This is a genomic window from Bifidobacterium simiarum, assembly GCF_002802905.1.
Classification (GTDB): domain Bacteria; phylum Actinomycetota; class Actinomycetes; order Actinomycetales; family Bifidobacteriaceae; genus Galliscardovia; species Galliscardovia simiarum.
On the sequence record NZ_PEBK01000010.1, the window covers coordinates 1 to 26,334 of the forward strand.

A 26,334-nucleotide genomic window follows, 5' to 3' on the forward strand; every position below is an offset into this window, starting at 1 on the left:
CAGGTTGGGGACTTGGTGGGATCGGCGGGCGATGCGGCGGCGGGCGATGCGGCGGCTGCGACCGTGCCCGACTCCCCCGCCGCTTCGGCCCCTCCCGCCGCTTCGGTCTCAGCATTGTCCGCCGCGTTGTCCGCTGCGGACTGTGATGCCGGTGGAATATAGAAGTCCCACTGGCCGTTGAGATCGATCCACGTCTTGCGCACCCGCTGCGGATTCGGGTACCCGAGCCGCTCATCGATGCGGTTCTTCGCCTCGATGGCCGTTATATCCGGCGTTTCCGCCGTCGTGTGCTGCGTCATTGCATCCTCCCATCGAGTTGTGAGGCTTCATTTCTCGACCCCGCATTTCTGAAACGTTTCAGAATGGTCCTAAAACGTTCCAGAAACGAAGGTCACGAAAGTCAAAGCCTCACAACTCCGTTTTCTTTTCCTAGATGACTGCATTCCCCCTGCAAGGGCCCTTCATTGCGACCCCATTCGGAAAACATCTCTATTCTGGAACGTTTCACAAAACTTGTCAAGTCTAAAACGTTTCAGAAGCGGGTCGCGACCACTCGACATGTCTCAACACCATACCGTGTAACCACACCCACATCGCGCAACCGCGCCCATGCCCTGACAACAGCACATGCGCCCGAAATACGAAAAGGCTTCCGCCAGTTGCGATCACTGGCGGAAGCCTTAGTGTCGAGGGAGCCTTGAGTTAGGCTCCGTACCCCTCGATCGCTCTTATTCTGCACCTCATCCGACCGGCAAAGCCGGCCACCTTCCCCTCACAGGGGAAGGCAAGATCAGATAACGATCAACTGACCGAGACTACGGGGACGATCAGTCCTCGTCGAAGGGATCAAAGTCGCGACGGATGCGGCGGCGCGGACGCTCGGAACGCTCCTCGCGGTCGGCGCGGTACTCATCGTAGGAGTCATCCACGGCGTAACGCGGGTTGCGGTCGTCGCGGCCACCACGGCGGCGCGGGCGATCATCACGATCACGACGGTCACGATCATCACGATCGTAGTCACGGTCGTCACGGCTGGAACGACGACGCGGACGGTCATCACGATCACGACGGTCACGATCATCACGATCGTAATCGCGATCGTCACGGCTGGAACGACGGTCGTCGCGATCGTAGTCGCGGTCGTCACGGCCGCCACGGTAGTCGTCGCGATCATCGTCGTCGTAACGGCGACGGCGACGCGGACGGTCATCGTGGTCACGGCGGTCATCGCGATCGTCGCGGCGACCACGGCCACCACGGTATCCACGATCATCGCGGTCACGGCCACCACGGCGGTCATCGCGATCGCCACGGCCACGGCCACCACGGTCGCCACCGCGACCGGCGCCGGACTCCTGATCCTCGAAGCCGGGGATGGCCAGCGAGATCTTGCCGCGGTCGTCCACGCCCTGCACGACCACCTCGACGGTGTCGCCTTCCTTGAGCACGTCCTCCACGGCGTCGATGCGCTCACCGTTGGTGAGGTTGCGGATCTGGCTGATGTGCAGCAGGCCGTCGGTGCCGGGGGTGAGGTTCACGAACGCGCCGAACGACGTGGTCTTCACGACCTTGCCGTTGTACTTCTCGCCCGCCTCGGGAACGTGCGGGTTGGCGATCTGGTCGATGATCTGCTTGGCCTTCTCGGCGGCCTCGCCACCCTCGGAGGAGATGAACACGGTACCGTCATCCTCGATGGCGATCTCGGCGCCGGTGTCCTCCTGGATCTGGTTGATCATCTTGCCCTTCGGGCCGATGACCTCGCCGATCTTCTCGACCGGAACGGTGGTGGTGATGATGCGCGGAGCGTACTCGCTCATCTCGGCCGGACCGTCGATGCACTCGTTGATGAGCTCGAGGATCGTGGTGCGGGCCTCGTGGGCCTGCTGCAGGGCGGCGGCCAGGATGTCGGCGGGGATGCCGTCGAGCTTGGTGTCGAGCTGCAGGGCGGTGATGAACTCGGCGGTGCCGGCCACCTTGAAGTCCATGTCGCCGAACGCGTCCTCGGCGCCCAGGATGTCGGTGAGCGTCTTGTAGATGTGCTGGCCGTCCACGTCGCCGGAGACCAGACCCATGGCGATGCCCGCGACCGGAGCCTTCAGCGGCACGCCGGCGGCAAGCAGCGACAGGGTGGAGGCGCACACGGAGCCCATGGAGGTGGAGCCGTTGGATCCGATGGCCTCGGAGACCTGACGGATGGCGTAGGGGAACTCCTCGCGGCTGGGCAGCACCGGCACGATGGCCTTCTCGGCGAGGGCGCCGTGGCCGATCTCGCGGCGCTTCGGGGAGCCGACGCGGCCGGTCTCGCCGGTGGAGTACGGCGGCATCTCGTAGTTGTGCATGTAGCGCTTGGTGCTCGGACCGGACAGCGCGTCGATCTGCTGCTCCATCTTGAGCATGTTCAGCGTGGTGACGCCCAGGATCTGGGTCTCGCCGCGCTGGAACAGGGCGGAGCCGTGCACGCGGGGCACGATGTCCACTTCGGCGGACAGGGTGCGGATGTCGCGCAGGCCACGGCCGTCGATGCGGTAGTCCTGGGTGAGGATGCGGCGGCGCACGATCTGACGCTGCAGCTCCTTGAACGCGTTGCCGATCTCCTTGTCCTTCTCGGCGTCGTCCATGTCGGTGAACTCGCCGGCGAGGGTGTCCTTCACCTTCTGCTTGATCTCGGCGATGCGGTCCTGACGCGGCAGCTTCTCGGCGATGGACAGGGCCTCGTCGAGGTCACCGTGGGCGATCTCGTCGATGCGGTTGTACAGGGCGTCGGTGTACTCGGGGAAGAGCTGGAACTCGCGGGTTTCCTTGGCAGCCTTGGCCTTGAGCTCGTTCTGGGCCTCGCAGATCACCTTGATGAACGGCTTGGCGGCTTCCAGACCCTGGGCCACGACGGTCTCGTCGGGCTTGATCTGGCCCTCGTCGTAGATGAGGGTCCAGGCGTTCTTGCCGGCGCCGGCCTCGATCATGGCGATGGCGACGTCACCGTTCTCGACGACGCGGCCGGCGACCACGATCTCGAACACGGCGCGCTCGCGCTCGCTCCAGCGCGGGAAGGCGACCCACTGGCCGTCGATCAGGGCCAGACGCACGCCGGAGACCGGGCCGGAGAACGGCAGACCGGAGATCAGCGTGGAGGCGCTGGCGGCGTTCAGGGCGATGACGTCGTAGGCGTCGTCGGGGTTGATGGAAAGGATGGTCTCCACGACCTGCACCTCGTTGCGCAGCGTGTGCGGGAACAGCGGGCGCAGCGGGCGGTCGATGATGCGGCAGGCCAAGATGGCCTCGGAGCTCGGACGGCCCTCGCGGCGGAAGAAGGAGCCCGGGATCTTGCCCGCGGCGTACATCTTCTCCTCCACGTCGACGGTCAGCGGGAAGAAGTCGTAGTTCTCCTTCGGGCTGGAGCCGGCGGTGGTGGTGCTCAGCACCATGGAATCATCGTCAAGATAGGCGGCGACGGCGCCGTCAGCCTGCTGGGCGAGACGGCCGGTCTCGAAGCGCAGCGTGCGCTTGCCAAACGAACCATTATCGATAACGGCCTCTACGGCCTTGATTTCGGGACCCTCCAAGGGTTCCTCCTTTGTTTTTGTGTTTCTACCTACTATCGGTGTCCTCTTCAGCGGACGTGCTTCACATTTCCCGTTTTCGCGACCCCTTGGCCGCGTTCCTCGTGTCAACCGTTCGTCGGACCCTTATCTCCGGCCGCACCTCGCGGCCACCCTCCTGGTCCATCTTCTTGTTGCCGTCGGACGGCGATATGCAAAACGCCCGAACACCATTGTAGGTGCCCGGGCGGAAGTATTGGCTATCGGCGCAGGCCGAGACGCTCGATCAGGGAGCGGTAACGGTTGATGTCCACGCGCTTGAGGTAATCCAGAAGACGACGACGGTCACCGATCATGAGCTGCATGCCACGACGGGAGTGGTGATCGTGCTTGTGCTCCTTGAGGTGAGCAGTCAGATCGGAAATGCGCTTGGACAGCAGAGCCACCTGCACCTCGGGGGAACCGGTGTCGCCCTCGTGCGTCGCGTACTCGTTGATGATTGCCTGCTTTTCAGCGTTGCTCAGAGCCACAGCTCCTCCTTGTGTTCGATTTGTTGCGCGGTGCCCCGACCCCATTGGCCGAAGCGCTCTCTATCCGCGGGCGATTTACGCCAAAACAGTATTATACACACGGGTTGGACGTCGGCGCGCGGGGGGCGCCGCCCCTACACCAGCGTCGACAGCCCGCTGAACTCCACGACGAGCAGCGCAATGATCTCGATGACGAAGAACAGCGTGAGCGCCGACCAGCTACGCGTGAGGATGTTGAGCGGCGAGTCCTTGCGGATGCACACGAGCAGCCCCACATACAGGACCGCGAACACGGCCACGCCCACCGCGGCACCGATCACGCCGATGTTCGAGGCGTTGATCGGCGAGGCCGCATCGCCATACACCACGTACGTGGAGTTCCAGAAGTTCAGCCGCAGCAGACCGACGCCGCAGATCAGCTGCTCGAGCGCGAAGGCGACGAGGAACAGCACGCGCCAGTAGACCTTGCGCGCCTCCATCAGCGCCATGGCGAGCGACGTGGCCAGCACCACGGTCACCGTCCACGAGATCAGCGCCATGCCGTGCGGGTCGATCGGACGGACCAGCGAGATCACCGACTCCGTCTCGTTCAGCGCCAGCACGCGACCGCCCCAGTACGGCACGATCATCACCACGAACAGCGCGGCGATGAACACCGCCCACGACGTCTTGTTCCAGCGACGGCGTTCCGTCTCGGCCAGCGAGGGTTCGCGCGGATGGGATTCCCGCGGATCGGTGGCCGGCACCAGACGCCCCTCCGGCCCCTTGACCTCGGGCACGGACTGTATGGGCTTCTCGGATTCCACGGATTTTCCGGATTCCACGGATTGCGATTTTACGGATTGCGCGGATTTCTCGATGTCAGGCTGATCAGTACGCTGAGACGTCATCTGGGAATCCTCCCCGGTCCGGTCACCGGCCGTCCCCACTGCGCAGGACCGGCAACGACGAATATTGCGCATACGCATATCGATCGGATCGGCAGATACCGGCGGATATGCAAAACCCCGGTCTTGGCCGGGGTCTGGGTGGAGCGGATGACGGGAATCGAACCCGCGTAATCAGTTTGGAAGACTGAGGCTCTACCATTGAGCTACATCCGCGTCGGAAGCGCAAAACTTCCGAGTCACGATTATGACATACCCCGCCGATTTTGCAAAATCACCCGCGTCGGGCACCCGACGGGCCATCGGCAGACCACCCGACCGACAGACCACCCGACCGGCAAACAGTCCGGCCACCCGACCGTCCGGCAGGCCATCCGACCATCCGGCAGGCCATCCGACCATCCGATCACGCCCGATACACTATCCGTATTATTCTCCAATGCAGTATCAAGGAGGGTTTCATGACTATCGACTCATCAGCCGGCACAGCAGCCGCAGATTCGGCGGCGGAACGCACAGTGTCAGATCACACAGTGTCAGATCACACGTCGGCCACCTACGACTTCACCTCGGTCATCGATCGGCACGGCAAGGACGCCCTGGCCGTCGACGGTCTGGGACACATGCCGATCGCCCCCGATCCGCCGGAACCGGGCTTCGACATGATCCCCATGTGGGTGGCGGACATGAACTTCGCCACGGTGCCCACGATCCAGTCCGCGATCATCGAACGCGCGAAACACCCGCTGTTCGGCTACTTCGAGCCGAGCGAGGAGTACTACCGCGCGATCATCGACTGGCAGTCGTCGCGCAACGGAGTGACCGGCCTCACCGCCGAGCACATCGGCTACGAGAACGGCGTGCTGGGCGGCGTGGTCAGCGCGCTGAAGGCGTTCGCCACCCCCGGTGACGCGGTGCTGCTGCACTCCCCCACCTACGTCGGGTTCACCGAATCGATCGGCGGCAACGGCTATCGGATCGTGCACAGCCCGCTCAAACGGGATGACGAAGGCACCTGGCGCATGGACTTCGACGACATGGACCGCAAGATCAAGGAGAACCACATCCATGTGGCCGTGTTCTGCTCGCCGCACAACCCCTGCGGCCGCGTGTGGGAACGTTGGGAGATCGAGCGGGCGATGGAGGTGTACCGGTCCAACGACTGCGTGGTGATCGCCGACGAGATCTGGTCCGACATCATCCTCGACGGGTACCGTCACATTCCCACCCAGTCGGTGAGCGACGACGCGCGCAACCGGACCATCGCCTTCTACGCGCCGAGCAAGACGTTCAATCTGGCCGGTCTGGTCGGCAGCTACCACATCGTCTACAACCCCTACCTGCGCGACCGGCTGGTCTCGGTAAGCGAGAAGACCCATTACAACGCGATGAACGTGCTGTCGATGCATGCGCTGGTCGGCGCCTACCGGCCCGAGGGCCATGAATGGCTCGATGAGCTGCGCCATGTGCTCACCGGCAACGTGAACTATGCGGTCGACTACATTCGCAAGCATTTCGACGGCGTGGCGGTGAGCCGACCGCAGGGCACGTACATGCTGTTCCTCGACTGCACCGAATGGTGCGAGCGGCACGGCGAGACCATCGACGAGCTGGAGAAGCGCGCCTGGAACGTGGGCGTGGCGTGGCAGGACGGGCGGCTGTTCCAGCATCCGTGCGCGGTGCGCGTGAATCTGGCGCTGCCGCGGGAGCGCGTCGAGGAGGCCATGCGCCGCCTCAGCCAATACGTCTTCGCATAAATGCCGAAATCCGCGATTCATGGTGCCTTATGGTCGAAATTTGGTGGAATAACGACCTTTTGGCACCGCGAATCGCGGATTTCGGGGTTTTTGTGCCGGTATTCGGCCGGTCAGCCGAACCGTCAGGTGGCCGGTCAGCGGATCAGAAGCGACGTCTCACTTCTTGCTGCCTTCGTGCTGCACCTGGGCCTTGGCCGCGGACGCCTCGGCGGAGGCGATGATGTCCTCTGCCGCGAGCGGACGGGCGAAGTTCCACACGAGGAACAGCACGCCGACGATCAGCATGATGATGCCGGTCCACAGGTTGATGGCGATGCCACCGGTCTTGGCCACGTCGGCCGCCGGATCGACGATGCCCACGAGCGTGACGATCACGCCGTAGATCACGAACAGCACGCCGATCAGCAGTCGCAGATCATTGCGGCGGGCGGCCTTGACGGCCTGATCCTTTTCGGCCTGAGTCAGCAGGCCCTTGCCGGCGGTGCCGGACTTAGTATCTTCTGCCATTTCAAACTCCTTATCAATCGATGGAATCGATACTCAAACCGAGGTTTAGAAGAACGGGATGTAGAACACGAGGCCGAGGATGAAGATCACGGTGCCGAGGATGGCGGGCTTGCGGTACCAAGGAACCTTGACCAGCGCGGTGTCCTTGACGCCCTTGGCCGCACGCTTGGCGTCCTCGAGCTCCTCGTCCTTGGCGGCCTGGAAGTACTTCATGCCGCCGTTGGCGAAGGTGAGGCCCTCGAGCTCGGCGTCGGTCTTGCCCTTGGTGAACGGCGTGATGATCGCCGCCACGATCCAGGTGGCCAGGCAGGAGATGATGGCGCCGTACCAGGTCTCGGCGGTGGCGGATCCGAAGATCGGGGCGCCGGCGGCCACGGAGTTCAGGTAGGCGATGTAGGTGATCAGCGGGGCGACGATGCCGCACACGTAGCCGATGGTGCCGGCCACGTTGCTCACGCGCTTCCACACCAGGCCGAGGATGAAGATGGCGAACAGCGGGGCGTTGAAGAAGCTGAACAGCGTTTGCAGGTACGTCATGATGTTGCCGAACTGGCTGGCGATCCATGCGGTGGCCACGGAGATGATCACGCCGATCACGGTGATCAGGCGGCCCATGTTCAGGTAGTACTTGTCGTTCTGACCGGGCTTGACGTAGTCCTGCCAGATATCGTAGGTGAACACGGTGTTGAACGAGGAGACGTTCGCGGCCATGCCGGCCATGAAGGAGGCCATCATGCCGGTGATGGCGACGCCGAGCACGCCGTTGGGCAGATACATCTTGAACAGGTACGGAATGGCCTCGTTGTACTGCAGGACCGGGTGGTCGCCGGCGAACAGGTTGCCGACGGTGGCGGCCGCGACCAGACCCGGGATGATGATGATGATCCAGATCAGCATCTTCGGGATGGCACCGAGGATAGGCGTCATGCGGGCGGCGGTCATGGACTTGGCCGCGAAGGCGCGTTGCACCTCGGTGAAGTTGGTGGTCCAGTAGCCGAAGCCGAGCACGAAGCCGAGGCCCATGAGGATGGAGAACCAGTCGCCGCCGACCGGGTTGGTGACGTTGCCCAGTCCGGTGCCGGCCCAGGCGTGGATGCTACCGGACCAGTCCTGCATGCTGGTGAGCTTGGCGGTCAGGCCGCTCCAGCCGCCGACCTGATGCAGACCGATCACGGTGACCGGGATCAGGGCCGCGACGATGACGAAGAACTGCATGACCTCGTTGTAGATGGCGGAGGTCAGGCCACCCAGCGTGATGTAGGCGAGCACGAAGATGGCGGAGATGATGATGGCCGTCCACTGGTTCCAACCCAGCATGGCCTGAAGGATCAGGGCCATGGCGTACAGGTTGATGCCGGCCTGAAGAATGGTGGAGACCGCGAAGCACAGGGAGACGATCAGGTGGGCGCCCTTGCCGAAGCGGCGGTACATGAACTCAGGAACCGAGCGTACGCCGGAGCCGTAGTAGAACGGCATCATGAAGATGCCGAGGAACACCATGCCGGGCACTGCGCCGATCAGGTAGTAGTGGATGGTCGGCATACCGATCTGCGCACCGTTGGCGGCCATGCCGAGGATCTCGGTGGCGCCCAGGTTGGCGGCGCAGAATGCGAGGCCTGCGATCCATGCAGGCATCGAACGACCGGCCAGCAGGAAGTCCTCACTCGACTTCTGCTGCTTGTGGATGGTGTAGCCGATCCACACGATCATGGCGAAATAAATGACGAGAATCAGCCAGTCCACCCAACTCAGCGACAGGCGGATCGCAGACTCTCCGACAGCATTCGTGATCATACTGTCCTTCCTTCCTTCCAAACGTTCGTCCGGCGACTGCGCCGGGGACGGACCAGCACCGGTCCGTATGAACGGCTCCCATTGTTGTGCGATATCGCGCGAAAGTCAAACAAAAAGACAACAGTATGAAACAGATTTCTTAACAAAATGGGGTGTTTTACGCTTTACCATGTGCGGTTCGGGGAGACCGAGATGATGCCCGTCATGATTATTGATTATCGCGGTTTTCCGACCATGTAACCGGTTAACATATTTCGCCGTTCGCCCACCGGACGATTGCCCGAGACCGTGATTTCGCACACGATCGCGGCGGAGAAACGTATGATTCCTCACATTTTCGATCGATTCAACATACGGACCGAATCTGTGCGATTCGGTCGAGAGCACAGATGGCTTTCGACCACGCGCGCAGACGTCCGACCGTGCATGCCTCACACGGGACGGGTGAGTTTGCCGCGTTCGATCCAATGGCGGATTTGGACCGTGCATTCCTCACGCGGGCCGGGCGGCCCATGTGAGGGCACTGACCGTCAGCAGGTCAGGCCGCCAGCAGGTTGGGTCAGTGCGCAGACTGGGGCGGTGGCGGGGACTGGGACCTGGCAGGTCAGTCCGTCAGCAGGGCCACTGCGGAGGCGACGGGACCGTCATGGGAGAGGGAGATATGCCAGATCAGGGCGGGACGATCGGTACGGACGGCATGATCGGAGGGATCGGGACGATCAACGCCGAGTGATTCGATCAGACGCACGTCGGCGTCGGATCGAAGCGTGACATGGGGGCGGCCGCGGGAATCGTCGAGGATCTCGATGCCGCTCCACGGGAAGTCGTCGATCGTATAAGGGTTCGGGCGGTCGGCGAGCGCTTCGCTCCACGCCTTGAGCACGGCCTCCTTGCCGGCCCATCGCGCGGCGAGATGCGCGGATTCGTCGTCGTGCTTGGTCTGCGCGCGCAAGGAGGCCTGCCGCAGCTCGCGCGGCGAGAACAGCCGGCGCATGCGGGAGCCGGGCTCGGCCAGCTGTTCGGCGAACGCGGCGACGTCCACCACGTCATGTCCCAATCCGAGAACGGTCATTGCGGCTCCTCCCTGTGCTTGCCTTGCCTCCCTGCCCAGTATCCGGCAGGGTTTCGCCCGTCACCTCATCCGACCGGCATTCGCCGCCCGCCTTCCCTCAAGGGGGAGGCGGGAAATGAATCATATCCGTCACCGGGTGCTTCCAAACGTTACCGGGTATGAGCCCGGTTACAGGGCATGAACATACCTCGTAACCCAACGTATACCTGCCAACGTATACCTGATAGCGCGACCCCATACCCGACAACATCAACCCATGCCTGAGCGCGACCCCATACCCAGTAACGCAACGCATACCTAACAGGGCACGGATCGCATGACCGGGCGTGAGTGACGTCACCAAGCGCGGGTTACATGCGACAGGGCGCGGGTAGCACGTCACCGGGTACGGCCCCGGTTACAGGGTATGGGCATACCCTGTAACACGCTCGCAGAATCGTTGCAAAATCAACGTTTTTAGCAGGCGGTTACAGGGGATGGGCACACCCTGTAACCTGTCCCATACCCGGTAACGCAACCCATACCCGGTAACGTGCGCCCGGTAACGCAACCTGTCACGGGATGACAGATCAACGGTTTCTGCCGTTCCGTGACAGCGACCGCCATGGCCCAGAATCAGCGTTTGTTGTCATTCCAACGTTTTCGACAATCACGGAATGTGATTTTCCGCACCGAATGCAGTTCCGCGACCAATGGATTGGCAGGGGATCAGATCATGTTGATTTTTGGCGCTCCATGTCACGATATTGTGGCACAGAATGAACAAACCGGAGGATTCATGAGCGTGTGGCACGAAAACTCATGGAAAGGTATTCCAATGACCGATGATATTCGTATCCAACTGGATTATCTTCAGGGACCCATCTGGATTTCCGACTATGAGACCGGCGAGCCACTGACGGGCAACACCATCGTCGATACGGATCTGGAAGTACGCAGAATCAACAAGGAAATCAGCGACCTGTACACCTCGTACTACGAGATTGATTCACATGGGCAGGCATGCTGGTTCAACGAAGAGAAGGAGAAATCAGACAAACCACGGATGCTTCACCTCTTACAGCAACTCAACAAACGCCTCTCGGTCATCAATGACGGGTCATTCATCGTTGACGACCGGGAAACGCCGCGGGTTGAAGCGCTGTAATAGGGAGTCCCGCCACAGCATGGATAAGAAGCCGGAAGTTAACGGACTCACTTGGGCCGCGTCGGGATGCGGACGCGGCCCAAGTGAGCGCCGGTAAGCGCCGGTGAGCGCTAGGCCTCGAAGTAGCCGGAGGCGCCGAGGCGAGCGTCCAGCTGAGCCGTCAAGCGGACAGTCCAGTGGACTGTCCGTAGGCGAAGGGAGCGGCCGCCAAGGCCGCGCACGGAATCCGGACGCGACCCCGGCGAGAGGTCACGCCTCGAAGTAGCCGGACTTGCCGAGGCGAGCGTCCGGATTCAGCAGCATGGCCTTCTCGACCTCGTGGCCGTTGTAGCGGCCGCCGGCGGCGAGCTTCGTGCCGTCCTCGCGGAATCGACGGTTGTCGATCGGCTCGTACAGCGGGGCGCGGCCCATCATGCCCTCCTCGAGACGACGCTGGCCAGCAGCCAGACGGGCGTTGGCCCGCTCGCGCCACTCGGCAAGCGCGTCCTCACCCGCGGTGTGCGCCACGGCGGCCTCGAAGGCGCCGGGGTTCACGATCGCGGCGAATCCCGAGACGTGGCCGAAGCCCAGCGACGTGGCCAGACCCGCCTTGACGCGGCCCACATGCAGCGGCGAGCGCAGCCACACCATGTGGTCGTCGCGGCGCAGCTTCGGGTCGACGCAGTCGAGCGAGGCGTTGGCCGGGATCACGCCGGAGTTGAACAGCTGCGTGAGTCCGTTCACCTGGAAGATGCAGGCACCGCCCTTGGCGTGGCCGGTGAGCGTCTTCTGCGAGATCACGAACAGCGGGTTGCCGTCGGTGCGGCCGATGGCGTGGGCCAGCGTGTTGTGCAGCTCCGACTCGTTCGGGTCGTTGGCGTTGGTGGAGGTGTCGTGCTTGGAGACCACGGCGATGTCGTCCGGCGTGACGCCCAGCGCCGCGAGATCATGCACGAGCTTGGAGTCGCGTCCGCCGAGTCCGGCGGCCAGGGCGCCGAGGCCCGGGGCCGGGATCGACGTGTGCGCGCCGTCCGCGTAGCTGTGGATGAAGCCGACCACGCCGGCAACCGGCAGACCGAGCTTCAGCGCGATGTCGCCGCGCGTGAGCAGGATCGTGCCGCCACCCTGGGATTCGAGGAAGCCGCCGCGGCGACGGTCGTTCGCACGGCTGAAGAACCGTGCGTCGATGCCCTTGCCGTACATCTCCTCGGAGTTGGCGGTGGCGTTCATGTTGCCGAAGCCGATCACCGATTCCACGCCGATGTCGTCGATCGCGCCGGTGACCACGAAGTCGGCCTTGCCGAGGGCGATCTTGTCGGCGCCCTCCTCCAGCGACACCGCGGCGGTGGCGCAGGCGGAGACCGGCTGGATCATGTTGCCGTAGCCGCCGATGTACGACTGCATCACATGGGCCGCGACCACGTTCGGCAGGGCCTCCTGCAGGATGTCGGTCGGGATCTCGTGGTTGAGGAAGCGGTCGAGGTACAGCTTGCGCATCGAGGCCATGCCGCCGAAGCCGGTGCCCTGCGTGGAGGCGACCAGCGACGGGTGGATGGACTGCAGGATCTCGGTGGGCGTGAAGCCGGCGGAGAGGTAGGCGTCCACGGTGGTGACGATGTTCCACAGCGCGATCTCATCCACGTCGCCGACCATCGAGGCGGGGATGCCCCAGCGGGTCGGGTCGAAGCCCTTCGGGAACTGGCCGCCGACCGTGCGGGTCATGGTGGCGCGGCGAGGCACGCGCACCATCGATCCGGCGTGGCGGGTGACGGTCCATTCGCCGGACTCCTCGTCGGGCGCGATGGAGGTGTGGGCCTCGTCGAGCTTCACGTACTCCTTCGCGATGTCCTCGGTGGGCACGGAGAAGCTCACGTCGTGATCGAGGTAGACCTCGGCCTCCTCCTCGTCGGCACCGTCCTTGTAGTCGGAGCCCATGCCCTCCTCGAACGGACGGATGCCGGAGCGGGCCACGACCTCGTCATGGTACCGTTCGGCGATCTCCTCCTCGGGCACGAGGTTGCCGTCGACGTCATACCAGCCGGGCTTCGGGCTGTCCTGCCATTCGAGCAGACCCATGTTCCAGGCGAGTTCCAGCACCGCGCCGGCGGAGAGATCGACCTCGCCGTCGGAGTGGATGCCCAGCTCGGCCTCGAAGCGGGTACGGCCGGATCCCCACGGACCCAGCTCGCCGACGGAGACGATCACGATCTCGTCCTCGGGACGGGCGGTGACGGTCTTCCAGTCGTCGAGATCGACCGGGGCCTGATGCGGGACGTGCGGGGTGGGCAGGGCCTTGATGGTCTGAGTGGCAGCTCGACCACCCTCAGTCGCGGACTTCGCCGCGCCGGCTGCCGCCTGCTCGGTCTCGGCCTCGGCCGCAGCCTTGGCCTCGGCATCGCGCGCCGCCTCGGCACGCAGGGCCTTGATGTCGAGCGGCTGACCGCCGAGCCCGCCGGTCAGGTCCACGTCGAGCGGGGCGATCGCGGCCTTGGCACGCGCGTCCGCGGTGGCGAGATCCAGCAGCTTCACCGAAATCTCCTCGGTGGAGTAGGTCTTCAGTCCGTGCTTCTCGACGACCTCGACCAGCGGATCGTTGCCGCCCATGAGTCCGGTGCCGCGCACCCAGCCGATCTTCGGGTGGGCGAAGGTGACGCGATCCGACCAGACGGTTTCGGCGTGGGCGCGCTTGACGATCGCGTCGAAGGCGCTCTTGACCTCGCCGTACGCGCCGTCGCCGCCGAAGATGCCGCGGTTGGGCGAGCCGGGAAGGATCACATGCAGACGGTGCTGCACGTCGGTGTCGGCGCCGATCTTCGACAGACCGGCGATCGCACGCTCCACGCCCCACAGCATCAGACGGGCCTGGGATTCGAACAGTTCGCCCGAATCGGCCAGCGTGCCGTGGACCGGCGGGGCCGCGAACGGGAAGAACAGGCTCGGCTCGTAGGCCGGCTTGAGGATCGTGGTGGTGGCGCCGTTGACCTTCTTCTGCACATGACCGACCCAGTCGACCAGTGCGTCGACGTCACGGTAGCTGGACAGGTTCGCGGGCACGAGCCACAGCTTCGCGTCGCCGGTCGCGTGCTCGCGGTAGGTCTGCTTGGCCCACGCCTTGACGCTTTGGCGGAAGCTGTGCGAAGTGGCGATCACGGTCGCGCCGCCGGCGAGCAGTCCGTTGACCACCTGCGCGGCGATGGAGTTCGGGGCCACGCCGGTGACCACGGCCACGTCCCCGGCGAAGCGGGATGCGGCGGCATCGTCGGCGGCCGTTTCGACGGCCTCCTCGGCGATGCGGGCGAAGGCGGCGGCAAGCTTCGTTTGACCACCCTCAGTCTCGCTACGCTCGCCAGCTCCCGCCAGCGGGAGCGACACAGCGTCACCATCGGATGCAGCATCCGCCTTGGCGGCGAACCACTTGGCTTCGTCGGCGACGGCCTTGCCCAGACCGCGGAACGAACCGTCGAGCGCGGAGGCGTCGCCGTCGTAGAACGCGCGGGCGAGATCCTCGCGGGCGGAGGCCCAGCGGTCGTCGAACAGGATGGCCTTGTTCGCGTCGAAGCGCGGCTCCACCTGCTTGGGCCAGTCGGAGCCGAGCTCGGCCTCGACGGTGGCCACCACGGCCGCGTTCTCGTCGTCGCCCGGCTCGGCCGCCGGAGCGGTGACGCCCAGCTCGTTCAGCACGAACCGTGCGGTGGAGGCGAGCACGCCGTTGGCGCCGGTCACCTTCTCGGCGAAGGCGTCGAGGGCCGCGGAATCGACCACGGCACCGCCGGCCGCGCCACCGGCGCTCGGCTTGGAGACGGCCACACCCTTGGTCTGGCCGACCAGCGCCACCGCATCGTCGATGAGCTTGTCGGCGGCGGCCGCGTTGGCCACGGCACCGGTGGGCAGCTTGGCCAGATCGTCGCCGCGGGAGCTGGCGCCCTCACGGGTGTCGAGCAGCAGGGCCGCGGTGACGGCGGCCACCCAGCCTTCGCCGAGCTGCCACACGCCGGTCACGCGTTCACGGATGTGCGAGGGCTTGACGCCGGCCGCGCCGAACAGCGAGCGCAGACGGTCGCGGATCGCGTCGGAGAGCACCGGGCCGAACGGCTTGTAGTTCGGGGCGGCCTTGTTCACGATCTGCGCGAGCTGCGGCAGCGTGGCCTCGGCGGCGCCGTCCACGCTGGCCACGCCCAGCTCGGAGCTGATGTCCATGAGCAGCTGGTTGCGGCGGGAGGAGACACCGTTGGTCAGGGTGTCGGTGGTGTCGGAGGCGCCGATCTGATCGAGACGCACCTTGGTGGAGTAGGCCATGAGCACGCCGATGGCGTCGGAGGCCTTGAACGGCAGATCGTCCACCGGGCCGGCGGGGGCGGAGCCGAGTTCGGCGACCGCGGAACCGGCGGCGGGGGCGGCGGGAGCGGCGGCGGTTTGACCACCCTCAGTCGCGGCAGCAGGCGCAGTAGCCGGAGCCGCAGCGGCCGGAGCCGGAGCGGTGGCAGCGGACGGGGCCTCCACCGGCTCCTCCTCGGGCACCAGCGAATCGGAATCGGTCTCGTAGACGCGGGCGGCGTCGCGGCCCACGTTGTACACGGTGACCTTGCGGCGGGAGAACTCCGGCAGACGCAGGGTCTTGGAGCCGAGGTTGGCCAGCGTCGGCGCGTTGCCGAGACCGACCTCCACGTACTCCTCCACGCCGAGTCCGCCCTTGGTCTCGCTGCCGAAGAGCAGCGCCTGGGTTTCGATCCAGCGCACCGGGGAGGCGAACTGCCAGGAGAGCAGTTCGGTCAGCAGCAGACGGCCGAGCTTCTGATCGTCCGCGGCGTACGACGCCCACACGGCGTCGTCGTCCAGCGCGGCCTTGATGCGCTCGGAGGGCACGACCTCGAGGATCTTCGCCGCGAACTCCTTGGTCATCTCGAACGGCACGGCCACGAGGTTCGGAATGTAGCGGCCGACCAGACGCCCACGGTAGTCGATGTACTTGGGCAGCAGGGCGTCGAGCTTGTCGCGGAACTCCGGCACGCCCTTCCTGAGCAGCGTGGAGTGGAACGGCACGTCGATGCCGGGCACGAGCATGAACGCCGGCTTGCCGCCGTATTCGGCCACGCGCCTGGCGGCGTCGGCCTTCAGGGCCTTGAGACCGGCGATCGTGCCGGCAATGGCGTACTGCTGGCCGGCGAGGTTGTAGTTCACGATCTGCAGGAACTCGCCGCTCTTCTCGGCCACCGACTCCACGTAGTCCTTCACATGGGCGTCGTCCACGCCGAACTGGTTCGGGCGGAGAGCCCCCATGCGGTAGTTGGAGCGGCCCTGCGCGTCGCGCGGGATCAGGTGGTGCATGGTCGAACCGCGGTGGAACACCAGCTCCAGCACGGTCTCCAGCGGGATCACGTTGGCGAACGCGGACAGGGCGTTGTACTCGCCGAGCGAATGGCCGGCGAAGTAGGCGGGCCAGATGTCGCTGCCGGTTTCGCGCAGACGGGCGGTCTGGGCGAACGCCACGGTGGCGAGCGCCACCTGCGTGAACTGCGTGAGGTTGAGCAGGCCGTCGGGGTGACGGTAGGTCACGCCGTTGGCGGTGAGCTCCTTCGGGTTGTCGCGCACGACGGCGAGGATCGAGAACCCGAGCTTGGCGCGGGTGAGCCTGTCGGCCCGCTCCCACACGTCGCGGGCGGCCGGCGACTGGGCGCGCTCGTCGAGCACCATGCCCTGCTTCTGGATGCCCTGGCCGGGGTAGACGAACGCGGCCTTGGGGGCGCGCACCACGGCGGTGCCGCGGGAGACGATCTGACCGTCGATGCGGCTGGTAACCTCAAGCACCATGCCGCCGTGGTTGACCTTGCCCACGCGTTCGACGGAGATCTCCACCTCGTCGTCGAGCTGCACCATGCCGTACATGTTGTACGTCCAGCCGGCGATCTCATAGTGGGCGCCGGCGTCGTCGGTGGCCTGCACGGCGTGCTGGGCTGTGGCGGACAGCCACATGCCGTGCACGAGCGGGGCGGCGAGACCGGAGACGGCCGCGCCACGACGGGACGTGTGGATCGGGTTGAAGTCGCCGGAGGTGCGGGCGAACGCGGTCATCTCGTGCGGGGCCTTGACCTTCACGCGACGCAGCAGACGACGCGGGGTGTCGGAGGTGTCGGCGTCGAGGCCGCCGTAGTCGGGGGCCTCGGGCGGCAGGGCGTCGGAGTAGGCGCGGCCGCGGATCGCGAAACGCTCGGTCTCGTTGGCGAGCACGGTGCCGTCGGCGGCGGCGTGGGTCACATGGATGGTGACCACGCGGCCGGAGGCGGATTCGAAGTAGTCCTCGGCCCAGCTGGTGAGCGAGATGCGCTCGCCGGTGTGCCTGAGCAGTTCGTCCTCGGTGACCTCGAGTTCGATGAGATGGTCGAGGTGGACCGCGTTGAGCAGGCCTTCGATCACCGGGAAGCCGTTGACGTACACGGAGCCGAGGGCCGCGTAGATGGCGGGCCAGGCGGGGCCGACCAGCGCGTCGGGGGCGATGCGGCTGGGTGCGAGGTTCAGCGGCAGGGCGCCGCCGGTGGCGGCCTCATGGTCGAAGCCGAGGTTGGCGGAGAGCGTGTAGCCGGTGTGGGCCTCGCCGAACGGACGGTCGGCGTCGTCGGAGGCGACGATCTCGGGCATGGCGGTGAGCTTGTCGCCGGTGATCGCGGTGTTGCCGATGCCGGCCGTGTCGGCGAGCATGCGGTAGACGTGTTCGGGCAGACGGTCGCGGTCCACCACCGGGAACAGTCCGGATTCGGTGCCGTTGACGTTGAGCGGGATCACGATGTCGCGCACGGCGTGCTTGGAGGCGCCGCCGTCGGGATCGTTGTCCCAGTAGGTGTCGAGGTGGATGTCGAGGTCGAACTGCTCGACGCCGTCCGCGTCGCCCACCTTGCGGATCTCGTAGTACCGGTCGCCGGTTTCGGTGCCGTAGGCGGGGTTGGCCATGAGATGGCCGACCCAGGAGATGTTCGGGGACTTGCGGATGAACTCCTCGGCGGTGGCGGAGTCGCCGAGCGTGGAGAAGGCCTCGGTCTGCGGCAGGGAAGCCGAGGAAGTGGAGGCGATCTCGCCGGCGCGCTCGACCATCGCGGTTTCGAAACGGCCGAGGATGTCGGCGATCGGCTCGTCGACGGTGGTGATGCCGGCCACGGAGATCGGGCCGGGGATGGTGCGCACGGAGTCGGCGGAGTAGCGCGGATCCTCCGACTGCCACAGCTGATCCTGGCCCCACCAGCGCAGCAGATCGTTGTCGATCACCGGCACGAACGGCATGGGCTTGGGGTATTCGCGCACGAGCACGGGGAACCATGCCACGTCGGCGGGCACCACTGTGATCTCGCCGGCCTGCGGGTAGGCTTCGGCCAGCCTGGCGATCGCGGCGGCCGGATCGGCCTCCACGTCGGCGCGGGAGGCGAACAGCGAGGCGATCTCGCCGGAATCCTGATCGCTTACGCGGGCCTCGATGCGCTGCAGCAGGTGCAGGAACCGGTCGGCGTAGGTCTCGTCGGCCCACGGGAAGCTCAGATCGGCGAAGCGCTTCGCCCAATCAAGGTAGGTCATGGAGGCCAGGTCGCCGAAGTACGGCTTGGCGGTCTTGTTCAGCGCCGCGATGATCTCGTCGCGGCGGGCATCCAGCTCCTCGGGGTGCTTCATCACGCGGACGAGCAGACGGCCGCACTGAGCGGAGGAGTTCTCCAGCTCGTAGATGTCGGCGTGCAGGTGGCTCAGACCGCTGGTCACGCCGCCGACGGCCACGCCGGACGGCACCCACTGCTCGCCCAGCGGGGCGAACGGATCGTCGTTCTTGGCCTTCGGATCGATGCCGGGGGTTTCGACCAGCATGCGCTTGACGTCGGGGCTGGTGTGCGCCTCCTTGGCGGTCATGGCCGCGGTGCCGACGAGCACGCCGTCGACCGGCATGACCGGCAGATCGTATTCGCGGGCCCACTGGCCAGAGATGTAGTCGGCGCCGCGATCGGGTGTGCCGATGCCGCCGCCGACGACGAGCACCAGATTGGTCTGCTCGCGCACCTCGGCGTAGGTGCTGATCAGCAGATCGTCGAGCGACTCCCAGCTGTGGTGGCCGCCGGCCGCGCCGCCCTCGACCTCGATGATGATCTTCACGGGGGCCACGGCCTTGGTGATGCGCACCACCTGTCGGATCTGGTCGACGGTGCCGGGCTTGAAGCACACGTAGGGGAAGCCATCGGCGTTCAGGGAGTGGATGAGTTCCACGGCCTCGTCGAGCTCGGGGATGCCGGCGGAGACGACCACGCCGTCGATCGGCGTGCCGGACTGACGCTTCTTCGGCACGATGCGGGTGGAGCCGAACTGGAGGTTCCACAGGTAGCGGTCCATGAACATGGCGTTGAACTCCACCGTGCGCCCCTCCTCGAGCTCCTCCTCGAGGCTGGCGACGTGACGGTTGAAGACCTCGGCGGTCACCTGTCCGCCGCCGGCGAGCTCGGCCCAGTAGCCGGCGTTGGCCGCGGCGGCCACGATCTCGGGCTCCACGGTGGTGGGGGTCATGCCGGCGAGCAGCACCGGGGCCTTGCCGGTGAGCTCGGTGAACTTGGTGCGGACCTTGTCGCCGGCCGGGGTGTGCACCACCTGCGGCAGGAAGCGGGTCCAGTTCTGGGTGCGCTCCGGCTCGCCATCCAGCGTGGAGAGTGCCGTGCGGGCGGCGACGGTGGAGGCGTCGACCACGCCGACGCCGGTGCCCTGCGCCACGGTGCCGAGCAGCTTGCCGACGGTGGTGCCGGGGCCGAAGTCCAGCACCCACAGTTCGGCCGGATCGGTGGTTTCGAGCGCCTCACGCACGCGGGACGCCCAGTCCACATGGTTGAGCAGCACTTCGGCGGCGAGCAGACGGGCGTGTTCGGCGTCGAGATCGCATTCGGCGGCCCATTCGACGGCCTGCTCGACCGCGTCGGCCATCAGCGGGCTGTGGAACGGCAGGGTGACGTCGAGGTATTCGAGCGTGGGGTCGAACACGCGACCGCCGCGCACCTTCTCCTCACGCAGCTGCGCCTGCTTCTTGTGCTCCTTGGCCACTTCGAGGGCGAAGGAGGCGAGGTCCTCCGGGTATCCGGACAGCACGGTGTGGGTGCCGGAGTTGGTGACGGCCACGGCGATCGGGCCGCGGGTGTTGGTCACGCGGGCGATCAGCGCATCGACCTGGGCACGGGTGGCGTCCTTCACGCTCAGCATCGGGGTGGCGTCGCCGGAGCGGGGGGCGAGGCCCAGCTGGCGGGCCTGACGGGTGCCGGCCACGCCGATCAGCTCGGCGATGGCGAGGATCTCGTCGATGGCCTCGCGCGCGCCTTCGACGGAACCGGCCTGTTCGATGGCCTGCACCATGTGCACGGCGAGGATGCCCTGCGAATGGCCGAGCACGGCGACCGGCTTCGCCTTGGCAACGTCGTAGCCGAGCGCCTCGGCGTCGAGGATGGCACCCAGCTGGCTCAGGGCGATGCCGGGCACGGAGGCGGGGGCGTCGGCCGCGGCGCCGAGACGCGCCGGATTCGGCTCGAAGCCGAACAGGTCGACCGGACGGCCCGTGGTGGCGAGCAGCGTGGCGGCCACCGGCGTGAGGATGCGGTGGGCGGCGGCCATGTGGTCGCGCAGCGCCCGGTCGAGATCGGGGTTGGCGATCTGATCGGCCAGCGCCACCGGCCACGGCGTGGACTGCCCGGCGAACGCCAGGGCGTGCGGCTGGCCGGCGAGACGATTCAGGAAGAAAGTGTCTGTCATGATGTTCCTTGCTGTTATTTGGTTAAGTCTTCTGTTGTTGCCTTCCCCCGCCGGGGGAAGGTGGCCGGCTTCGCCGGTCGGATGAGGGGCCTCAAACGAAGCCTCCGCCCGTCACCTCATCAGTCAGCCTCCGGCTGCCAGCTTCCCCTCAGGGATTTCGCCGTCAAGCAAACGGCAGAGCCGTTTGTAGGCGAAATGCGAGCCGACAGGCGAGCCCCCGCCCGTCACAGCGGCCCGTTGCCGTGGTGCTTGGTGGTGCGGGGGTGGCGGCGCTTGCCGGCCAGCAGCCTCAGCGACTGCTCGATCACCTCGCGGGTCTGCTCGGGATCGATCATCGCGTCGATCTCGCCCATTTCGAGCGACAGGTTGGCGTTCACGGTGGTCCTTTCATACTCGTCGGCCAGCTGCTTGCGCAGCTCGTTCACGTCCCGTCCGGCCTCCTTGGCCTTCTGCAGGTCCTTGCGGTGGATGATGTTCACCGCGCCGGCCGCACCGAGCACAGCGATCTGGGAGCTGGGCCACGCGAAGTTCATGTCCGCGCCGATGGCCTTGGAGCCCATCACGATGTACGCGCCGCCGAAGGCCTTGCGCAGGATCACCGTGACCATCGGCACCTGCGCGTTGGCGTAGGCGTAGATCACCTTCGCGCCGCGGCGGATGATGCCCGCATGCTCCTGATCGCTGCCCGGCTTGTAGCCCGGCACGTCCACCAGCGTGATCACCGGCAGGTTGAACGCGTCGCACAGCCGCACGAAGCGGGCCACCTTCTCGGAGGAGTCGACGTCGAGGATGCCGGCGCGCACGTTCGGCTGATTCGCCACCACACCCACCGGATGCCCGTCGATGCAGGCGAATCCGACGACCGCGGACTGGGCGAACAGCTCATGCACCTGCACGAATTCGCCGTAGTCGACGATGCAGCGGATCACGTCGAGCACGTCGTACGGCTGGCGGTCGTTGGCCGGCACGATCGTGGCCAGCCGCTTCGCCGCCTCAGCCTCGGCGTGACCGGAGGCGTAGGCGTACACCGGCGGCTTCGCGTCGGAGCTGGAGGGCAGGTAGGCGAGCACGGTGCGCGCATAGTCGATCGCATCGGCCTCGTCCTCGCCGAGATAGTGGGCCACGCCGGACTTCGCGTTGTGCACGTAGCCGCCGCCGAGCTCGTCCATGCTTACCGTCTCGCCGGTGGTCACCTTGATCACGTCGGGACCGGTGACGAACATGTTCGAGTTCTCCTTGGTCATGATGATCAGGTCGGTCAGGGCCGGGCAGTACACCGCACCGCCCGCGCACGGACCGAGGATCAGGGAGATCTGCGGGATGAATCCGCTGGCGTCGCAGGTCCTGCGGAAGATGTGCCCGTACTGGGTGAGCGCGGCCACGCCCTCCTGGATGCGCGCGCCGCCGGAGTCGATCAGCGCCACCACGGGGATCTTCAGATCCATGGCCATGTCCATGAGGTGGCAGATCTTCGCGCCCTCGGCGCGGCCCATCGTGCCGCCCTTGACCGAGAAGTCCTGCGCGTAGACGGCCACCTTGCGGCCGTAGACCTCGCCGAATCCGGTGATCACCGCGGAACCGGCCACGCCGTCGTTGATGTTGCCGCCGGAGAACCGGCCGATCTCCTCGAAGGTGTCGGTGTCGAACAGCAGGTCGAGGCGCTCGCGGGCCGTGTACTTGCCCTTGGCGTGCTGGCGCTTGCGGGCGTGGTCCTCGGCGTCGCGGGCGAGCTGGGCGGCGCGGATCACGGCCGAGCGGATCGGCTGACGGCCGCCGTCGGCGCCGGTCTGTCCGCCGGCGTTCGCCGCCGTGCCGCGGGTCGGTCCGGACGATGTCGGTCCGGACGTCACCGATCCCGCCGATCCCACTGTCGGCGATCCCACTGTCGGTCGGTCGAGCAATGCCCGGGTGTTGGGACTGGTCACTACGTCGGTCATGTCGTATCACCGTTCCTTTCCGGTGTCCGGGGTGCCGGACTGCTGGCTGCCGGACGGCTGATTTCCGGACGGCTGATTTCCGGACTGCTGCCCGCCGGTCACGTCGAGCGTGACCAGCGTTTCGCCGGCTTCCACGCCGTCGGCCGGGGAGACGAAGATCTTGGTCACCGTGCCGGACGCGGGGGCGTACACGTAGTTCTCCATCTTCATGGATTCGAGCACGACGAGCAGGTCGCCCTTGGCCACCTGCTGGCCCTCGGCCACGTTGATGCGCGTGACCACGGCCTGCATCGGGGAGGCGATGATGCCGGACTTCGCCCCGTCGTCGGCGCGCTGGGCCTTGGCGTCCACGTCCTTGAGACCGGCGCCGCGCAGCGGCTGGGTGGGCCGGCGTTCGCCTCGGCGGCCGGCGCCCGATCCGAGCCCGGCGAGCATGGCCTCGGGCAGGGTGAGCTTGACGCGGCGGTCGTCCATTTCGATCACGAAGGTTTCGGCGGCCGGCTGTTCGCGGGTCTGCTCGCCGCCGGCCAACGAGGCGGGCTGACCAGTGACGGTGGTGCGCGGCGTCTTGTTGAGGTAGGTGCGTTCCAGCCACTTGGTGGTGACGGTGAACGGGTGGCCGTGCTCGGCGGTGAACTCGTCGTTGGTGAAGATCTTCTGGAACAGCGAGGCCGGGGTGGGCACGCCGTCGATCTGCAGTTCGCGCAGCGCCCGACGCACGCGGGCCACGGCGGTTTCGCGGTCCTGCGCGGTGACGACCACCTTGCCCATCATGGAATCGAACTTCGGGGAGACGGTGTCGCCCTCCTCGACGCCGGAGTCGATGCGGATGCCGGGGCCGGACGGCCAGACGATGCGCTCCAGCGTTCCGGAGCTGGGGGTGAGGTTGGTGGCCGGGTCCTCGCAGGTGATGCGCAGCTCGAAGCTGTGGCCGCGCGGGGCGGGGGCCGGCGTCAGCTCGCCGCCGGAAGCGATGACGAGCTGCTCGCGGACGAGGTCGAGGCCGGAGACCTCCTCGCTGACGGTGTGCTCCACCTGAAGACGCGGGTTGACCTCGAGGAAGTACACGCGACCGGAGGGGGTGACCATGAACTCGCAGGTGCCGAGGCCCACGTAGTCGACCTGACGGAACAGGCGCTCGGAGAAGCCCTTGAGCTGCTGTTCCACGTCGCTGGGCAGGAACGGGGCGGGGGCTTCCTCCACCAGCTTCTGGTTGCGGCGCTGCACCGAGCAGTCGCGCGTGGAGTAGACGGTGAAGTTGCCGTGGCTGTCGCGGCCGGACTGGGTTTCGACGTGGCGGGACTTGTCGACGAACTTCTCGATGAAGTATTCGTTCAGGTCGCCGCCCTGCAGGGCGTCGTGGTTGAGGAAGAAGCGGCGCAGCTCGTCGTCGTCGTGCACCACGGTGATGCCGTGTCCGCCGCCGCCGTCGGTGCGCTTGAGCATCACCGGGTAGCCGTGCGAGTTGGCGAAGTCAAGCAGCTCGCGCATGTCGCTCACCGGCTCGCTCAGGCCCGGCACCGGCGGTACGTGCGCGGCCTCGGCCACGCGGCGGGCGGTGATCTTGTCGCCCAGATCGGTCAGGGCGGTGGGGTTCGGGCCCACCCAGGTCACGCCGGCGTCGATCACCTTCTGCGCGAAGCTGGGGATCTCGGAGAGGAAGCCGTATCCGGGGTGCACCGCGTCGGCGCCGGAGCGCTCGACGATGCTCATGATCAGGTCCTCGTTGAGATAGGTGTCCTTGTAGGTGTCGCCGGAAAGCAGATACGCCTCGTCGGCCATCTGCGCGGCCTGCGAGTCGCGGTCCTGTTCGGCGTACACCACCACGGTGGAGATGCCCATCTCCTGTGCGGTGCGGACCACGCGCAGGGCGATCTCGCCGCGGTTCGCTATCAGCAGTTTCTTCATAGGTGCCTTTCGACGGTAGGTCTTCCGACGGGGCCGGTGCGATTCGGTCCGGTCGGATGACGTCGGGAAGAAGAGGGTTGTGACGGTTGTAAAGTCGGAAATCAGAGGAACGGGAATGATACCCGTTATCGGCGTGTGGTGTTGGTGATTCGTGCGGTCGGGCCGCCGGAGTCCGACCGGATCTGCCGGTTCGGTGTCCGGGTTATCGCGGGCCGGACGATCGCAGCCGGTCTGGCATCCGACAGTCCGGCATCCGACGATCAGGCAACTGACGATCAGGCATCGGGCAGCACCCCCACATCCCCGGTGGTGATCGTGCGTTCGGTGCCGTCCGCCAGCCGTACGGTCAGCGAGGCGTCGGCGTTGATCGATTCGGCGGTGCCGGTGATCACTTCGCCGAGACAGGTCTTGCCGTCGGCGGCCGATCCCGCGGCGGCTCCCCCGGCGACCAACTGTGCGCGGACCTTGCGGCCCAGCGTCCAGCTGCGATCGGTCACCTCGCCGCGCAGATGCCCGACGATCTCGGGATGGGAGGCGAACGCGCTCAGCCGCACGCGCAGCGCCGTGGCCATCCCCGCGGCCAGACGATCGCGCAGCTCGCCGTATGAGGGCAGCGGCGCGTAGTGCAGTTGCAGCGACGTGGAATCCTCGGTGGGCAGTTCGTCGGGGTCGACGAACAGATTGAGTCCGATGCCGAACGTCACGGCCGCCCACTCGTCGTCCACCGCGGTCAGCTCGGTGAGGATGCCGCCCAGCTTGCGGCCGATCAGGAAGACGTCGTTCGGCCATTTGAGCGTGAACCGGGCTTCGGGGTCCAGTTCGCGGGCCGAATCGTTCGTCAGTTCGGCGCCCAGGGCATCGAGCGCGGCGAGACCGGCGATCATGGTCAGCCAGCCGGAGCTTCCCCCTACGGCGAGCGCCTTCGGCACTGCGACCGCATACGAAGCGATGAATGATTCCCCCGCCTTGTTGTACCAGGCACGCCCCAGTCGGCCGCGGCCGGCGGTCTGGGTGTCGGCGATCGCCACGCTGACCGGCACCTGCACCGCCAGGGCCTCAGGGTCCGGCGGCAGTCCCGCCGAGGCGAGCCATGCGGCGGCGGTGTCGGCGTCGTTGGCGTCGTAGTCCACGTCGGCGCGGCGGGTCAGTTCGGCGAGGGCGTCGGCCTCGGGGTCGTCGGATCCGGGATCGTCGGCCGTATGATCGGTTTTCGCGGCGATGGATACGGAATCAGGATCGGCGAACAGCGTGCGGACGGTCTCGTTCAGCGGACGGGACGTACCGGCCTTGCGATCGGTGGCATTGCGATCGGCGATGGCGCGGGCGATCACCGAATTCGTCGAATCCGCGCTGGCGGACAGCCATACCGAATCGGCCGCGCGCTTCGTATGGCCGAGGGATCCCCGCCATGCGCTGCGAATCTGCTCGGACTGCTGATCGTGCATACGCCTCGCCTTCTGACATCTGGTTGCGTCGCATCGGGTCCGGTGCGGCGATCGATGCCGCCGGCCATACCCCCACCGGCGACAC

Annotated in this window: 13 protein-coding genes and 1 tRNA gene; 2 read left to right on the forward strand and 12 right to left on the reverse strand. The window is 66.2% G+C overall.

Translation table 11 applies throughout. From position 1 onward, the window contains the following. The 5 genes from CSQ87_RS09230 to CSQ87_RS09250 all read right to left on the reverse strand — a co-directional run. On the reverse strand, positions 1-299 hold a 299-nt coding region (locus CSQ87_RS09230; protein WP_207761134.1), incomplete at its 3' end, for a hypothetical protein. A gap of 528 nt (positions 300-827) precedes the next feature. After that, positions 828-3,560, reverse strand: coding sequence for a polyribonucleotide nucleotidyltransferase (locus CSQ87_RS09235; RefSeq protein ID WP_100513591.1), 2,733 nt, complete (start codon positions 3,558-3,560; stop codon positions 828-830). Positions 3,561-3,796: 236 nt separating this feature from the next. Next, positions 3,797-4,066, reverse strand: a complete 270-nt coding sequence (gene rpsO / locus CSQ87_RS09240) for a 30S ribosomal protein S15 (protein WP_100513592.1) — start codon at positions 4,064-4,066, stop codon at positions 3,797-3,799. 134 nt (positions 4,067-4,200) lie between these two features. Next, positions 4,201-4,956 (reverse strand): hypothetical protein, encoded by a 756-nt coding sequence (locus CSQ87_RS09245; RefSeq protein ID WP_133122386.1) that lies wholly within the window; start codon positions 4,954-4,956, stop codon positions 4,201-4,203. A 139-nt stretch (positions 4,957-5,095) separates the two neighbouring features. Further along, positions 5,096-5,169, reverse strand: a tRNA-Gly gene (locus CSQ87_RS09250). 302 nt (positions 5,170-5,471) lie between these two features. Between CSQ87_RS09250 and CSQ87_RS09255 the strand changes: the two genes are divergently transcribed. Next, positions 5,472-6,710, forward strand: coding sequence for a MalY/PatB family protein (locus tag CSQ87_RS09255; RefSeq protein ID WP_243388906.1), 1,239 nt, complete (start codon positions 5,472-5,474; stop codon positions 6,708-6,710). Between the two features lie 156 nt (positions 6,711-6,866). Here the strand turns inward: CSQ87_RS09255 and CSQ87_RS09260 are convergent, their stop codons facing one another. The 3 genes from CSQ87_RS09260 to CSQ87_RS09270 all read right to left on the reverse strand — a co-directional run bounded on the left by CSQ87_RS09260 (position 6,867) and on the right by CSQ87_RS09270 (position 10,083). Beyond that, positions 6,867-7,217, reverse strand: a complete 351-nt coding sequence (locus CSQ87_RS09260; RefSeq protein ID WP_100513595.1) for a hypothetical protein — start codon at positions 7,215-7,217, stop codon at positions 6,867-6,869. A 45-nt stretch (positions 7,218-7,262) separates the two neighbouring features. Beyond that, the gene (locus CSQ87_RS09265; protein ID WP_100513596.1) at positions 7,263-9,011 is read right to left on the reverse strand and encodes a sodium:solute symporter family protein; all 1,749 of its coding nucleotides are present in this window, start codon (positions 9,009-9,011) and stop codon (positions 7,263-7,265) included. A gap of 604 nt (positions 9,012-9,615) precedes the next feature. Continuing rightward, on the reverse strand, positions 9,616-10,083 hold the full coding sequence (locus CSQ87_RS09270; RefSeq protein WP_100513597.1) for a holo-ACP synthase: 468 nt from the start codon (positions 10,081-10,083) through the stop codon (positions 9,616-9,618). Between the two features lie 604 nt (positions 10,084-10,687). Here CSQ87_RS09270 and CSQ87_RS11045 point away from each other — a divergent pair. Beyond that, positions 10,688-11,230 (forward strand): hypothetical protein, encoded by a 543-nt coding sequence (locus tag CSQ87_RS11045; RefSeq protein ID WP_207761135.1) that lies wholly within the window; start codon positions 10,688-10,690, stop codon positions 11,228-11,230. A gap of 249 nt (positions 11,231-11,479) precedes the next feature. Here the strand turns inward: CSQ87_RS11045 and CSQ87_RS09280 are convergent, their stop codons facing one another. From CSQ87_RS09280 to CSQ87_RS09295, 4 genes are all read right to left on the reverse strand, one after another. After that, a complete protein-coding gene (locus CSQ87_RS09280) occupies positions 11,480-20,959 on the reverse strand; it encodes a type I polyketide synthase (protein WP_100513599.1) in 9,480 nt (3,159 codons plus the stop codon). 224 nt (positions 20,960-21,183) lie between these two features. Beyond that, complete coding sequence (locus CSQ87_RS09285) at positions 21,184-22,896, reverse strand: acyl-CoA carboxylase subunit beta (RefSeq protein ID WP_100513600.1); 1,713 nt, start codon at positions 22,894-22,896, stop codon at positions 21,184-21,186. A gap of 6 nt (positions 22,897-22,902) precedes the next feature. Beyond that, complete coding sequence (locus tag CSQ87_RS09290) at positions 22,903-24,804, reverse strand: ATP-binding protein (protein WP_100513601.1); 1,902 nt, start codon at positions 24,802-24,804, stop codon at positions 22,903-22,905. A 275-nt stretch (positions 24,805-25,079) separates the two neighbouring features. Then, positions 25,080-26,249, reverse strand: coding sequence for a biotin--[acetyl-CoA-carboxylase] ligase (locus tag CSQ87_RS09295; RefSeq protein ID WP_100513602.1), 1,170 nt, complete (start codon positions 26,247-26,249; stop codon positions 25,080-25,082). Between the last annotated feature and the right edge of the window lie 85 nt (positions 26,250-26,334).